12 protein-coding genes are annotated in these 13,729 nt (G+C 74.6%); 4 read left to right on the top strand and 8 right to left on the bottom strand.

Going from position 1 to position 13,729, the window contains the following annotated elements; all coding sequences use genetic code 11:
• Positions 1-63: 63 nt before the first annotated feature.
• Complete coding sequence (locus BDZ31_RS19155; RefSeq protein WP_183344101.1) at positions 64-993, bottom strand: cupin domain-containing protein; 930 nt, start codon at positions 991-993, stop codon at positions 64-66.
• A gap of 90 nt (positions 994-1,083) precedes the next feature.
• On the opposite strand from BDZ31_RS19155, the gene BDZ31_RS19150 reads away from it, so the two are divergent.
• A complete protein-coding gene (locus tag BDZ31_RS19150) occupies positions 1,084-2,010 on the top strand; it encodes an NADP-dependent oxidoreductase (RefSeq protein ID WP_183344099.1) in 927 nt (308 codons plus the stop codon).
• Positions 2,011-2,056: 46 nt separating this feature from the next.
• On the opposite strand, the gene BDZ31_RS19145 is transcribed toward BDZ31_RS19150, so the two are convergent.
• On the bottom strand, positions 2,057-2,665 hold the full coding sequence (locus tag BDZ31_RS19145; protein WP_183344097.1) for a TetR/AcrR family transcriptional regulator: 609 nt from the start codon (positions 2,663-2,665) through the stop codon (positions 2,057-2,059).
• Between the two features lie 130 nt (positions 2,666-2,795).
• On the opposite strand from BDZ31_RS19145, the gene BDZ31_RS19140 reads away from it, so the two are divergent.
• Together BDZ31_RS19140 and BDZ31_RS19135 are read left to right on the top strand one after the other, a co-directional pair.
• Entirely contained in the window at positions 2,796-4,985 is a 2,190-nt protein-coding gene (locus tag BDZ31_RS19140; protein ID WP_183344095.1) for an MMPL family transporter, read from the top strand.
• A gap of 48 nt (positions 4,986-5,033) precedes the next feature.
• On the top strand, positions 5,034-5,888 hold the full coding sequence (locus BDZ31_RS19135) for an ATP-grasp domain-containing protein (protein ID WP_183344093.1): 855 nt from the start codon (positions 5,034-5,036) through the stop codon (positions 5,886-5,888).
• 24 nt (positions 5,889-5,912) lie between these two features.
• On the opposite strand, the gene BDZ31_RS19130 is transcribed toward BDZ31_RS19135, so the two are convergent.
• The 6 genes from BDZ31_RS19130 to BDZ31_RS19105 are packed head-to-tail and all read right to left on the bottom strand — an operon-like array spanning position 5,913 to position 11,931.
• Positions 5,913-7,532, bottom strand: a complete 1,620-nt coding sequence (locus tag BDZ31_RS19130; protein ID WP_183344091.1) for an amidohydrolase family protein — start codon at positions 7,530-7,532, stop codon at positions 5,913-5,915.
• A complete protein-coding gene (locus BDZ31_RS25130; RefSeq protein WP_183344089.1) occupies positions 7,529-8,182 on the bottom strand; it encodes a TetR family transcriptional regulator in 654 nt (217 codons plus the stop codon). The genes BDZ31_RS19130 and BDZ31_RS25130 overlap by 4 nt, the downstream gene beginning before the upstream one ends.
• Positions 8,179-9,039: an ABC transporter ATP-binding protein gene (locus tag BDZ31_RS19120; RefSeq protein WP_183344087.1), complete on the bottom strand. Its 861-nt coding sequence runs from the start codon at positions 9,037-9,039 to the stop codon at positions 8,179-8,181. Before BDZ31_RS19120 ends, BDZ31_RS25130 begins: the two co-directional genes overlap by 4 nt.
• A complete protein-coding gene (locus BDZ31_RS19115; RefSeq protein ID WP_343075635.1) occupies positions 9,036-10,037 on the bottom strand; it encodes an ABC transporter ATP-binding protein in 1,002 nt (333 codons plus the stop codon). Before BDZ31_RS19115 ends, BDZ31_RS19120 begins: the two co-directional genes overlap by 4 nt.
• The gene (locus tag BDZ31_RS19110; RefSeq protein ID WP_183344084.1) at positions 10,034-10,909 is read right to left on the bottom strand and encodes an ABC transporter permease; all 876 of its coding nucleotides are present in this window, start codon (positions 10,907-10,909) and stop codon (positions 10,034-10,036) included. The genes BDZ31_RS19115 and BDZ31_RS19110 overlap by 4 nt, the downstream gene beginning before the upstream one ends.
• On the bottom strand, positions 10,906-11,931 hold the full coding sequence (locus BDZ31_RS19105; protein ID WP_343075634.1) for an ABC transporter permease: 1,026 nt from the start codon (positions 11,929-11,931) through the stop codon (positions 10,906-10,908). The genes BDZ31_RS19110 and BDZ31_RS19105 overlap by 4 nt, the downstream gene beginning before the upstream one ends.
• A gap of 112 nt (positions 11,932-12,043) precedes the next feature.
• On the opposite strand from BDZ31_RS19105, the gene BDZ31_RS19100 reads away from it, so the two are divergent.
• Positions 12,044-13,729: an ABC transporter substrate-binding protein gene (locus BDZ31_RS19100; RefSeq protein WP_183344082.1), complete on the top strand. Its 1,686-nt coding sequence runs from the start codon at positions 12,044-12,046 to the stop codon at positions 13,727-13,729.

Genomic DNA, 13,729 nt, shown 5'->3' with positions numbered 1-13,729 from the left:
TGCGCCGTCCGCCGATCCTCCTGACGCTGCGCCGCTCGCACGGACGGCGCCGGCGGCGGGCGGTCACCGCCGGTAGCGCCCGGGTGAGATCCCGTGGCGGCGCTTGAACGCCTTCGCGAAGGCGTACTCGGAGCCGTAGCCGACGCGGGCGGCGACGGCGCTCAGCGGGGCGTCGGACTCCTCCAGCAGGCGCGCGGCGATCGTCATCCGCCACCAGGTCAGGTAGCTCGCCGGCGGCTGGCCGACGAGCGCGGCGAACCGTCGCGCGAACGGCGCGCGCGACAGCCCGGCCTCGGCGGCGAGCGTCGCGACCGTCCACGGCCGTGCGGGATCGCGGTGGACGGCGTGCAGGGCGGCTGCGACCGGCGGGTCGGCGAGCGCCGCCGCCCAGCCGCCGTCGCGCCCGCGCGGGGGCGCGTCGTCGAGCCAGGCGCGCAGGATGTAGAGCAGGAGCGTGTCGAGCAGCGCGGGGACGATCGCGTCGATGCCGGGTCGCGGCCGCTCCAGCTCCGCGCCCAGCAGCTCCACGGCGGCGCGCAGCTCGGGGCGGTCGCCGACGCGGGCGGGCAGGTGGACGACCTCGGGCAGGTCGTCGAGCAGCGGGTGGGCGCGCTCGGGATCGAGTCGGTAGGCGCCGCAGAGCGTCACCGTCGCCGGCCGGGCGCCGCCGTCGTCGCCGACGATCGCGGCGGCGTGGCGCTGGGCGGCGCCCGGGTCGTCGGGGTCGCAGGCCGGCGCGGTCGCGCTCGTCAGCGGGTCGTCGGCGAGCGTGTGGCCGGCCCCGCGCGGCACGAACACGATGTCGCCGACGCCGAGCGGCAGGGCGGGCGCATCGGGACGCAGCAGCCAACAGCTGCCCTGGAGGATCACCTGGAAGCCGGCCGAACCCGGCACCGAGCGGAACCGCTGGCTCCACGGCGCGTGCCACTCGACGCGCGCCGAGCGCGCCTCGCCGGTGCGCATCAGCGCGATCACGTCGCTCAGCGGGTCCACGCGCGCGATCGTATCGGGCGGAGACGCTCGGACATCGAATCGAGACGAAAAGCCATTGATCGTCCTCGGGTCGGTCCATACGGTCCAGGCATGAGATCAGCGCGCATCCACCGGCACGGAGATCCCTCCGTCATCCGCATCGACGACCTGCCGCGGCCGGTGCCTGGGCCCGGCGAGCTGCTGGTGCGCGTCGCCGCTACGTCGTTCAACCCCAGCGAGGCGGCGCTGCGCGCCGGCTGGCTGCGCGACGTGATCGCGACGCGGCTGCCGTATGCGCTCGGCTGGGACGTCGCGGGGACGGTCGAGGCGCTCGGCGCGGGCGCCGGAGGTCGCTTCTCGGTCGGCGACCGCGTCGTCGGGCGGCTCGACGCCGGCGGGGCGGCCGCCGAGTACGTCGCCGCCTCGGCCGAGCTGTTCGCCGCCGCGCCGTCGTCGATCCCGCTGGAGGCGGCGGCTGCGCTCCCGGTCGCCGGCCTGACCGCGTGGCAGGCGGTCGTCGAGCACGGGCGCGTCGCGGCCCGGGAGCGGGTGCTCGTCAACGGCGCCGGCGGCGGCGTCGGCGGCTTCGTCGTGCAGCTCGCCAAGCGGCGCGGCGCCCACGTGATCGCGACCGCCAGTCCCCGCAGCGCCGACGCCGTCCGGGGGCAGGGCGCCGACGAGCTGGTCGACTACACCGCCGTCGCCGTCGCGGACGCCGTCCGCGGCCCGGTCGACGTGCTGCTCAACCTGGCGCCGATCGACCCCGCCGCGGCGGCCGCGCTCGTCGCGCTCGTGCGGCCGGGCGGGCGCGCCGTCTCGATCGCGACGCCGGTCGAGACGCCGCGCGGCGCCGGCGTCGAGACGACGCACTTCGTCGCCCGCAACGATCGCGCGCAGCTGGCCGAGCTGGTGGCGCTCGTCGACGCCGGCGCGCTCGCCGTCGACTGGGCGGAGTCGCTGCCGCTGAGCGAGCTCGCCGAGGTCCATCGCCGCAGCGAGGCCGGCGAGCTGCGCGGCAAGGTCGTGCTCGTGCCGTAGCGGTCAGCGCGCCCCGGGCGCGCCGTGATTGCGGCGCGGCGGTCGCTCAGCCGCTCTCGCGCAGCGCGGCGAGGCCGCCGCGCAGGAAGGCGAGGCCGCGGGTCAGCTCCGCGGCGGCGCGGCCGTCGTCGGGCCCGGCGGCGACGAAGGCGCTGCGGAGGGTCGCGAGGATGCCGAGCGTCGCGGTCGCGAAGACGCGCGGGCCGACGGCGTCCGGCCGCGAGCCCAGCTCGGCCGCGACGGCCGCCGCGATCCGCTCCTCGGCCGCCTCCATCAGCAGCCGGTCGCGCATCCGCAGGTCGGGGTCGGTCGCGATCGCGCGATGGCGCAGGCGCTCGATCTCGTCGTCCTCGTCGATGCGGGCGGCCTGGTCGGCGATCCAGTCGCTGAGGCGGTCGACGAGGTCGCCGTCGCCGTCGGAGAGCCGGTCGGCGAGGCGCTCGATCGGGGCGTCGGCGGCGTCGAAGACGATCTCCTCCTTGTGCGGGAAGTAGAGCGAGACGGTGCGCGGCGCGACGTCCGCGCGCTCCGCGATCTGGGGGATCGTCGCAGCCGCGAAGCCCTGCTCCAGCGTCAGCTCCAGCGCCGCCCGGACGATCGCTCGGCGCGTTCTCGCCTTCTTGCGCTCGCGCAGTCCCAGCTCACCCGTGCTCATGGCGGCGAGCGTAGCAGGAATGCGACATAGCGCACTTTTGCGCGCGCAGCAGATCCGCATGCATGGAAAAGATGCAAGCACCTGTATTATTCCCCCGTCCGCGCCTCCCGACCGACCCGACGGAGCCCTCATGTCCGCACTTCTCGCCCGCATCGCGCGCGTGCTCACCCACCACTGGAAGCGCAGCCTCGCCGCCGCGCTCGCCGTGGTCCTGCTGCTCGGCGTGGCGGCCGGGACCGGCGGCAGAGCCGCCGACGACTTCGGCATCCCGGGGACCGAGACCCAGCAGGCGCTCGACCTCTTCAAGGCTCACAGCCCCGCATTCGCCGGCGCCGACGCCTCGGTCGTCTTCAGCGTCGAGGAGGGGTCGCTGAGAGACCCGGGACGGAGGGCGGCGGTCGAGCAGGCGCTCGGCGAGATCAGGGGGCTCGAGCACGTCGAGGCGGTCTCCGACCCGTTCGCCGCCGGCGGCGCGCTCTCCAGAGACGGGCGGATCGCGAACGTCTCGGTCCGCTACGACATCGAGGTCACCGACGTCGAGAAGGAGGACGGCGAGGCGCTCGAGGCGGCCGCGCGCGGAGCCGAGGCCGGCGGCGTCGACGTCTCGATGCGCGGCGTCGTCGTCGACCTGGCGCAGGAGATGGAGGCGCCGGTCGGCGAGCTGATCGGCATCGCGATCGCGATCGTCCTGCTGACGCTGCTGTTCCGCTCGGCCGCGGCGATGGCCGCGACGCTGTTCGGCGCGCTGCTCGGCGTGATGCTCGGGCAGATCCTGCTGATGGCGCTCGCCAAGCCGCTCGGCCTGCCCGAGTTCGCGACGACGATCGCGATCATGCTCGGCCTCGGCGCCGGGATCGACTACGCGCTGCTGATCATCGGCCGCTACCGCGAGCAGGTCGCCGCCGGCGACAGCGTCCGCGACGCCTCCGCGAAGGCGGCCGCGACGGCCGGCGCCTCGGTCGTCGCCGCCGGCCTGATCGTGATGGTCGCGATCGCCGGCCTGCTCGTGATCGGCATCCCGATGATCGGCAAGATGGGCATCGGCGCGGCGATCGGCATCGCGGCCGTCGTCGTCTCCGCGATCACGATCCTGCCGATCATGATCGGCGCGCTGGCGAAGCGCCTGAAGCCGAAGAAGCCCGCCCACGTCCAGCCGTCGGCGGCATTCGCCCGCTGGGGGCAGCTGATCACCGCCAAGCCGTGGCTGTCGATCGCGGCCGGCGTCGCGCTGCTGCTCGTCTTCGCGATCCCCGTCACGCAGATGCGGCTCGGCCAGCCCGACGACGGCAACCAGCCGACCTCCAGAACGCAGCGGATCGCCTACGACAAGCTGAGCGAGGGCTTCGGCCCCGGCTCCAACGGGCCGTTCCTGCTCGCCGTCGACATCCCGAGCGGCGACCCGGCGACGAGAGCGCAGCTGGCGAGAGTCGAGCAGGCCGTCGGCGCGCTGCCCGGCGTCGCCGCCGTCATGCCGGCGATGGTCAGCGAGGACGGCGAGATGGCGACGATCACGGCCGTGCCGACGACCGCCCCGCAGGACTCCAAGACCAGCGACCTGCTGAAGCTGATGCGCGACGAGACGATCCCCGCCGCGGTCGCCGACACGCCGCTGAAGGTCTACATCGGCGGCAACACGGCCGGCTTCGAGGACTTCTCGGCGAAGGTCTCCAGCCGCCTGCCGGTCTTCATCGCGGTCGTGATCGGCCTCTCGGTGCTGCTGCTGATGGCGGCCTTCCGCTCGCTCTGGATCCCGCTCGTCTCGGCCGCCTTCAACCTGCTGTCGGTGCTCGCCGCCTACGGCGTCGTCGTGGCGGTCTTCCAGGAGGGGATCGGCGCGAGCCTGATCGGCGCCGACACCGGCGTCCCGATCGTCTCGTTCATCCCGGTGATGATCTTCGCGATCCTCTTCGGCTTGAGCATGGACTACAACGTCTTCCTGCTGTCGCGGATCCACGAGGCGTACAACGAGGGCGACTCGCCGCGCGCGAGCGTCGTCCACGGCGTCTCGCGGATCGGCAAGGTGATCCTCTTCGCCGGCCTGATCATGGCGTCGGTCTTCCTCGCCTTCGTCACCCAGGACCAGGTCGTCGCGAAGATGATGGGCCTCGGCCTCGGCCTCGCCGTCCTGATCGACGTGCTCGTCGTGCGGCTGGTGATCGCGCCCGCGGTCGTCACGCTGCTCGGCGACCGCGCCTGGTGGCTGCCGGGCTGGCTCGACCGCGTGATGCCGAACGTCTCGCTGGAGGGCCATCTGGTCGAGAGCGTCGACGGGCAGGAGGAGAGCGCCGAGCGGCGCGACCGCGAGCGCACCCCCGCCTGACCGACGCCGGCCGACGCGGCACCGCGCTCGCGCGTTAGCGTGGGCGCGGTGCCGGACCGTCCCAGCCTGCTGCTCGTCACCGACCACGCCTACCAGGCGCGCGGCCGGCGCTACTGCGACGAGGACATCTTCCTCGCCGCGCGGCTGCGCGAGCGGTTCCGGCTGGCGACCTGCGACCCGCGCGACGCGCTCGGCCTGCTCGACCGCTTCGACGCGGTGCTCGTGCGCAACAGCGGGCCGGTGCTCGGCTACGCGCGCGAGCACGCGGCGTTCGCGGCCGCGGCGCTCGCGCGCGGGGCGCGCGTCTACAACCAGCTGGCGGGCAGGGGCGACATGGCGGGCAAGCAGTACCTGCTCGACCTCACCGCCGCCGGCTTCCCGGTGATCCCGACCGTCGACCGGCGCGAGCGGCTCGACCGCCTGCCGGACGTCGACCAGTACGTCGTCAAGCCGAAGCTCGGCGCCGACTCGATCGGCCTGGAGGTCGTCGGCCGCGAGCGGCTCGACGCGCTCGCCTTCGGCGACGTGCTCGTCCAGCCGCGCGTCGACTTCCGCTACGAGGTCTCGTTCTACTTCGTCGACGACGTCTTCCAGTACGCGCTCTACGCGCCCGACCCGGAGCGGCGCTGGGCGCTGGAGCGCTACGAGCCGAGCGACGCCGACCTGCGCTTCGCCCGTCGCTTCGTCGACTGGAACGGGCTCGAGCACGGCATCCAGCGCGTCGACGCCTGCCGCGCGCCCGACGGCGAGCTGCTGCTGGTCGAGCTGGAGGACCTCAACCCGTACCTCTCGCTCGACCTGCTCGACGCGGCCGCCCGCGACCGCTTCGTCGACGCGCTGACGGAGGCGCTGGAGCGGCTGCTGGCGTGCGGCGACGCATGCTGCGGCCGGCGCGAGCGGTGACGCGGCGGGCAGGCCGCAGGCCGCTCATCCCGCGCGGTGGACGACCTTCCCGTCGACGACCGTCAGCGTCACGGGGAGCGCGGCCAGCTCGTCGGCCGGGCAGTCGACCGGATCTTCGGCGAACGCGGTCAGGTCGGCCCGCATGCCGGGGGCGACGACGCCGCCCGGCGGCAGGCCGTGCTCGACCTCGGCCGCCCAGCGCGTGTACCCCGCCAGCGCCTCTTCGGCGCTCAGGCGCTGCGCCGGCTCGAACGGCGGATGGCCGGGCTCGCCGGGCGGGCGGCGCAGCCGCGCCCACGCCATGCCGACGCGCGGGTCGTCGTTGGCGACCGGCCAGTCGGAGCCGAGCACGACCCGGGCGCCGGCGTCGATCAGGTCGCGCGTGCGGAAGGCGCGCGCGGCGCGCTCGGCGCCCAGCCGCGCCGTCCACGAGTCGCCGCCGTCCGGTCGCCGCCACTGCATGTGCAGCGGCTGCATCGACGCGACCACGGGGCGGCAGGCGAGCGCGGCGAGGTCGTCGTCGGCGAGCGTCTCGAGATGCTCGATCCGGTGCAGCACGCCCGGCGCCGCGGGGGCCCGCGCGTAGGCGTCGAGCGCGGCCCGCACGGCGCCGTCGCCGACGGCGTGCGTCACGCACTGGAAGCCGGCGCCCGCGAAGCGCGCGACCCGCTCGGCGTAGCGCGCCGGGTCGGGCCACAGCGGCTCGCGACCGTCGCCGTGGGCGTCCGGCTCCAGCAGCCACGCGGTGCCGGTGTCGATCACGCCGTCGGCGAAGAACTTCGCCACGCCGCCGCGCCACAGAGCGCCTCCGGCGTCGCGCAGCGCGAGGTGCTCGGCGACCGTCGCCTCGTCCTGCTCGGGCGTCTGCCACAGCGGGACCGACAGCCGCATCGTCAACCGGCCCTCGTCCTCGAGCTCCGCCAGCAGCCGGTAGGTCGACGGGCTGCCGTCCATCACGTGCACGGCGGTCAGGCCGAGCGCGTGGAGCCGCTGGAGGCGCGCGGCGATCTCGTCGCGCAGCTCGGCCGCCGTCGGCTGGGGCGAGGCCGCCAGCACCAGCTCGTAGGCCGCAGGCTCGCGCAGCTCGCCGGTCGGCACGCCGTCGGCGCAGACGATCTCGGAGGCGTCGGGGAAGGCGCGCGGCCCGTCGATCCCCGCCGCCGCGAGCGCCGCGCGGGTGGCGAGCAGCGTATGCAGGTCGCAGAACATCAGCGCCGTCGGCGCGCCGCCGACCGCCTCCTCGATCAGCTCCGCGGCGATCGTGCCGCCCGCGAACGGCTCGTACGGGAGGCCCCAGCCGCGCACCCAGCCGTCGCGGCCGACCCGCTCCCGCTCCGCGCGCAGCGCCGCGAGCAGCTGCTCGAGCGTCTCGATCCCGGCGAGGTCGGCGCCGCGCGCCGCGCGGCCGCCCCACTCGAGCGGATGCTGATGGCCGTCGATCAGGCCGGGCACGACCGTCGCTCCGCCGAGGTCGACCAGCTCCGTCGCCGGGCCGCACGCGGCACGCACCGCGCGCTCGTCGCCGACCGCGGCGATCGCGCCGTCGCGCAACGCGACCGCCTCGGCCGCCGGGCGCCGCGGGTCGAGCGTGCGGACGCGGCCGCCGACGAGCGCGACGGTCGCCCCGCGGCCGGCGCCGCTCACCGCCCGTCGTCCTCGGCCGCGCCGAGCCCGTCGCGCCGCTCGGCCGCCGGCGACAGCCGCGCGCCGGTCGCGCCGGCGACGTAGGCGAGCATCTGCGTCAGCGCGGTGGCATGGTCGAAGCCGGGGATCTCGTTGACGATCATCTGCCCGTAGGCGTACTCGAGCGCCGCGAGGTTGCGCGCGACCGCGAGGCTTCCGTCGCTCAGCCGGAAGATGCCGGTCGCCGCGCCGGTCTCGAGGATCGATTGGTAGGTGAACGTCGCGCGGTCGATCGCCGAACCGAGCAGCGCCCGCAGCGTGAAGCTCTCGTCGGCCTGCGCCGCCGCGAGCGACAGCAGCCGCACCTCCTCGTCGTCGCGGTCGCTCGCGAGGCAGGCGTCGACGGTCGCGAGCAGGCGCGCGGCCGGCTCGCCGTGGCTGTCGACCGCGCGCGTGCGGCGCAGGTGCAGCCCGTCGAGACCGTGCGCGATCGCCGCGACGACGAGGTCGTCGAAGCTCGGATAGTGGTAGAGGATCGCGCTCGGCGAGATCCCGGCCTCCTCCGCGACGTCGCGCACGCGCACGCCGGCGCTGCCCCGCTCCAGCAGCGCGATCCGCGTCGCCTCGATCAGCGCCAGCCGGCGCGCCGCGCCGCGCTGGTTCGAGCTCACGCGTCCCATCCGTGGTCCCCTCTCTCGTTCGTCGCGGCGGCGCGCTCCGCGCTCCGTCGCCGCGGTCTCCAGCCCGGTCCCGGCACGCTCCGCCGCAGCAGCTGCGTGTACGGGTGACGCGGCGCGTCGAGCACCGCCGCGGTCGCTCCGCGCTCGACGATCTCGCCGCCGCGCATCACGATCAGCTCGTCGGTCACCTGGCGCACGACGCCGAGGTCGTGCGAGATGAACAGGTAGGTCGTCTTGGTCCGCGCGCGGATCTCGTCGAGCAGGTCGAGGATCTGCGCCTGGATCGAGACGTCGAGCGCCGAGACCGCCTCGTCGAGGACGATCACCTCCGGGCTCGCCGCCAACGCGCGGGCGATCGCGACCCGCTGGCGCTGACCGCCGGAGAGCGCCCGCGGCCGCGACCGGGCGTGGCGCTCGTCGAGGCCGACCTGGGCGAGCAGCTCGAGCACCCGCTCCGCCCGCCGCTCTCGCGACGGGTCGTCGAGGTGGACGCGCAGCACCTCGTCGAGGCAGGTCGCGACCGTGTGGCGGGGGTTGAGCGACGTGTACGGGTCCTGGAAGACGATCTGCAGCTCGCGGGCGCGCCGCCGCCGCTCGCTCGCCCCGGGCGAGACGCCCGTGCGCTCGCGGCCGCAGACCTCGAGCCGCCCGCCGCTGGGCGGCTCCAGGCCGGCGAGCATCCGCGCGAGCGTCGTCTTGCCCGACCCGGACTCGCCGACGATCCCGAGCGAGCCGCCGCGCTCGACCGTGAAGCTCGCGCCGGCGACGGCGGCGAAGGGACGGCGGCGTCCGTCGGCGTCGCGCACGTCGTAGACCTTGCGCAGGCCCTCCGCGACGACCGCGCTCATCGGACGGCCTCCTCGCCGCGCTCTGCGGCGGCCGTCTCGAGCTCCTCGGCGCGACAGCAGCGGACCTCGGCGGTGCCGAGCGGCCGCAGCGCCTGCGCCGTGCGGCAGCGCTCCTCGGCGTGGGGGCAGCGCGGCGCGAAGGAGCAGCCGGAGCCGGCCTCGTAGGCGGCGATCGGCCGGCCGCCGACGGTGGCCATCCGCGCTCGCCGACGCTCGACGCTCGGCCGCGCCGCCAGCAGCGCGGCGGTGTACGGGTGCCGCGGCGAGGAGACGAGCTGCGCGGCCGGCGCGCGCTCGACGATCTCGCCGGCGTACATCACCGCCAGCTCGTCGCAGACGGCGGCCGCCAGCTCGAGGTCGTGGGTGATGAACAGCATCGCGGTGCCGAGCTCGCGCCGCAGCTCGTCGACGATCGCCATCACCTCCGACTGGGTCGTGACGTCGAGCGCCGTCGTCGGCTCGTCCGCCAGCAGGAGGCGAGGGCGGGCGAGCAGCGCGGCGGCGATCATGACGCGCTGGAGCATGCCACCGGAGAGCTCGTGCGGATGCTGGTCGAGCCGCCGATCGGGCTCGGAGAGGCCGACGTCGGCGAGCCCGGCGCGGGCACGGTCGCGAGCCTCGGCGGCGGCGACGCCGTCGTTGAGCACGAGCGCCTCGGTCAGGAAGTCGCCGATCGTGCGGACGGGATTGACGTGCGCGCGCGGGTCCTGGAAGACCATCGCGATCTCGTGGGCGCGCACCCTGCGCAGCTGCGCGGGGGAGAGGTCGGGCAGCGAGGCGCCGTCGAAGCGGACGGTCCCCTCCGTGCGCGCCCCGGCCGGCAACAGTCGCAGGATCGAGCGCGCCGTCATCGACTTGCCGGAGCCCGACTCGCCGACGAGGCCGAGCGTCCGCCCGGCGTCGAGCCGCAGCGAGACGTCGCGCAGGATCGTGCGGCGCCGGCGACGGCCGCCGATCGTCATCGAGAGGTCGCGGACCTCCAGCAGCGGCTCGCTCACGCGTCCCTCCCGTCGCGGTGGTGGCGGTCGGTCAGATGGGTCCCCAGATAGCTGACCGCCGAGACCGCGACGACGATCAGCACGCCGGCCCAGACCGCCTGGTCCGGGTGGCCCTGGACGATGCTCTGCTGCGCGTTGACCATCATCCCCCAGTCGGGGGTCGTGCCCTGGACGCCGAAGCCGAGGAACGACAGCACCGCGAGGTCGATCAGCGCGTAGCCGAAGGCGACCGTCGCCTGCGCGATCACGATCGGGGCGACGTTCGGCAGCAGGTGGCGCAGCCAGATGCGGGCCGTCGGCACCCCGACGACCTCGGCCGCGGCGATGTACGGCGCGCCGCGCACGCCGAGCACCGCGCTGCGGGTCACGCGCGCGATCAGCGGCACGAACGCGATCGCGAGCGCGATCACGCACGGGACCATCCCCGAGCCGAACATCGCGACCGCGAGGACGGCGAGCAGGATGCCCGGGAAGGCGAACAGCAGGTCGAGCGCGCGGCCGACGACGGTGTCGACGGCGCCGCCCCACCAGCCGGCGGCGAGCGCCAGCGGGACGCCGACCGCCGTCGCGGCGAGCACGACCACGAGCGGCCCGGCGAGGCTCGGCCGCGCACCCCAGATCAGGCGCGAGAGGATGTCGCGGCCGAGCTGGTCGGTGCCGAGCAGGTGGTCGGCCGACGGGCCGGCGTGGATGTTGAGCAGGTCCTGCTTGTCCGGGTCGTAGGGGGCGATCACCGGCGCCAGCAACGCGACGAGCGCGAGCAGCGCCACGACGGCGAGCGCGACCTTCGCGCCGGTGCCGAGCCGCAGCGGGGCGGCGCCGCCGTCGGAGGTGGCCGCGAGCGGGCGGCGGCGCAGGGCGAGCGCGTTCATCGCCGCGCTCCCGCCGCCGCGCGCAGGCGCGGGTCGAGGACGCGGTAGAGCAGGTCGACGCCGGTGTTGACGAGCACGAACGCACAGACCAGCAGGAGGCAGATCGCCTGGACCATCGGGAAGTCCGACTGGTTGACGGCGGTCACGAGCAGCTGGCCGAGGCCGCCGAGCTGGAAGATCTGGTCGACGACGACGGTGCCGACGATCAGGCCGGCGGCCTGGAGGCCGGCGACGGTCGTGATCGGCACGAGCGCGTTGCGGAAGACGTGGCGGCGGATCACATGGCGCTCGGCCAGCCCGCGGGCGCGCGCCGTCTCGACGTGCTCGCCGGCGAGCTGCTCGCGCATCGCCGCGCGCGTCACGCGGGCGACGAACGACGCCGCCCAGATCGTCAGCGCGACCGCCGGCAGCGTCAGGTGCCACAGCCGGTCGAGCAGCCCCGTGCCGGGGCCGTAGACGGGGAACCAGCCGAGCTCGACGGCGAAGTACGACAGCAGCAGCGTCGCGGCGACGAAGGTCGGCGTCGCGACCGCGACGCCGGTCAGGAGCGTCACGAGGCCGTCGACGCGGCCGGGGCGAAGCGCCGCCAGCGCGCCGAGGCCGACCCCGACGAGCAGGATCAGCACGAGCGCGTAGCCGGCGAGCAGCACGGTCGTCGCGGCCGCGTCGCCGATCCGCGTCGAGACCGGCTGCTGGTAGGCGATCGAGACGCCGAAGTCGCCCTGCAGCACGCCGGCGAGCCAGTTGAGGTACTGGAGCGGCACCGGGTCGTCGAGGTGGTAGCGCGCGCGCACGGCCTCGCGCACCGCGTCGGGTACCTGCTGCTGGCCGAACAGCACCGACTCGGGGCTGCCCGGCGCGAGCTGGAGGCTCAAGAAGACGACGACGCTCGAGGCGAGCAGCAGCGCCACGAGGCCCCCGAGATGGCGCGCGAGCGCGAGCGCGCGGGCACGCCCCCGCGACGGGAATCGTCCAAGGTCGACTCCCGGCGGTGACAGGTTTCTCTCCACGTTCACAGTCACTGCTGAACAAGATGACAGAAGTCGTGGATATCAGCAACGAATCCTTGACAACTGTGCGATTCAGGATTAGAACAGCTGTTCAGTACAGTCGATTGGAGACGTGAGGGAAGAGATGCTCGGGTTGTTGAGGACGCGTGGCGGAGCCGGCCGCGCGACGGCGCTCGCCGCCGCGGTGGCGGCGGCGGCGATCGCCGGATGCGGCGGCGGAGGGGAGAGCGGCGGCGGCGCGACCGCCGCGACGACCGCCGGCAACGGCGCCGCCGGCTCCGCCCAGGCGGCGGCGACGCCGCGCGGGACCCGGCCGCTCGACTCGGCGACCTGGTGGGTCTACTACCGGGCGCCGTACACGCTCGACCCGATCAAGCTCGACGACTACCCCGAGGACCAGATCATCGGCAACATGTGCGAGTCGCTGCTGCGCACGACCGCCGACTACAGACTCGAGCCGGGCCTCGCCGCCTCCTGGAGCAACCCCGACCCGCGCACCTGGGTCTACGAGCTGCGCGAGGAGGCGAGGTTCTGGAACGGTAGACCGGTCACGGCCGAGGACGTCGTCTTCAGCCTCGAGCGCAACCTCGACCCGGCGCTCGCCTCCTTCTACCGCACGCCCTACCTCAACGTCGCCTCGATCAGGGCGACCGGTCCGCGCGAGGTGACGATCCGCCTCAAGCGGCCCGACTACACCTTCCACGCGCGACTCGGCTCGCTCGGCGCGGCCGTGATCGAGAAGGCCTTCACCGAGAGAGCCGGCGACCGCTTCGGCACCCCCGACGTCGGCGTGATGTGCTCGGGCCCGTTCCAGCTCGACAGCTGGAACGGCTCGACCGACCTGACGCTGAGAGCCGACCCCGGCTACTGGGACCCCGAGCTGCGGCCGCGGCTGAAGCGGCTGAGATTCGTCTGGCCGCAGGACGCGACGACCGTCAGCCAGGGCTTCGCCGCCGGTTCCTTCGACGGCGGCTTCGGCATCACGCCGTCGCTGATCCCGAGCCTCAGAGCGGCGACCAACGGGACGCTGTCGATCGGCGACGACACGCAGACGCTGCGGACCGCGAACATCGCGGTGCTGAACATGACCGACGGCCCGCTCGCCAGCCGCGAGCGTCGCCAGGCGCTGTCGAAGGCGATCGACCGCGATGGCCTCGTCAGCGCGATCTGGCAGGGCGCGGCGACCCCGCTGTACGCGACCGCGACGCCCGGCTTCTGGGGCTACGCGCGCGACATCTGGGCCGACGCCTACGAGCAGCTGGCGACCGGCCGCGACGTCGAGGGCGCCAGAAGGCTGGCCGAGCAGGCCGGCAGGCAGGAACGCCCGATCGTGCTCGCGACGAGCACCGTCCCGGCGGCGATCGAGGAGGCGTCAGTGATCGCCGAGAGCGCGAAGGAGGCCGGCCTCGACGTCGAGGTCCGCCAGCTGCCCGCCGATCAGTACGGCGAGCTGTTCGGCAACAGGGACGCGCGCAGAGGGATCGACATGCTGATCACCAACAGTTTCGACCACGCCGCCGAGCCGCTGTTGATCTACACGGCGATGGCGACCCCGGGCGGCGTCACCAACTACGGCGGCTACGACAACCCCCAGGTGACGAGACTGCTGGCGAGAGCGCGCGCGACCGCCGACGAGGAGGAGCGGGCCCGGATCGGCGTGGAGGCGCAGCGGCTGATCGCCGAGGACCTGCCGTGGATCCCGCTAGTGACGCCGTCGCCGACGCTCTTCCAGAGCGACCGGATCACCGGCGCGCCGCGAACGCTCGCCTACCTCAACTCGCCGTGGGCGGCCCATCTCGGGGCACCGTGA

This window comes from Conexibacter arvalis (assembly GCF_014199525.1).
Taxonomy (GTDB): domain Bacteria; phylum Actinomycetota; class Thermoleophilia; order Solirubrobacterales; family Solirubrobacteraceae; genus Conexibacter; species Conexibacter arvalis.
This window is presented reverse-complemented; position numbering and strand designations above follow the sequence as displayed.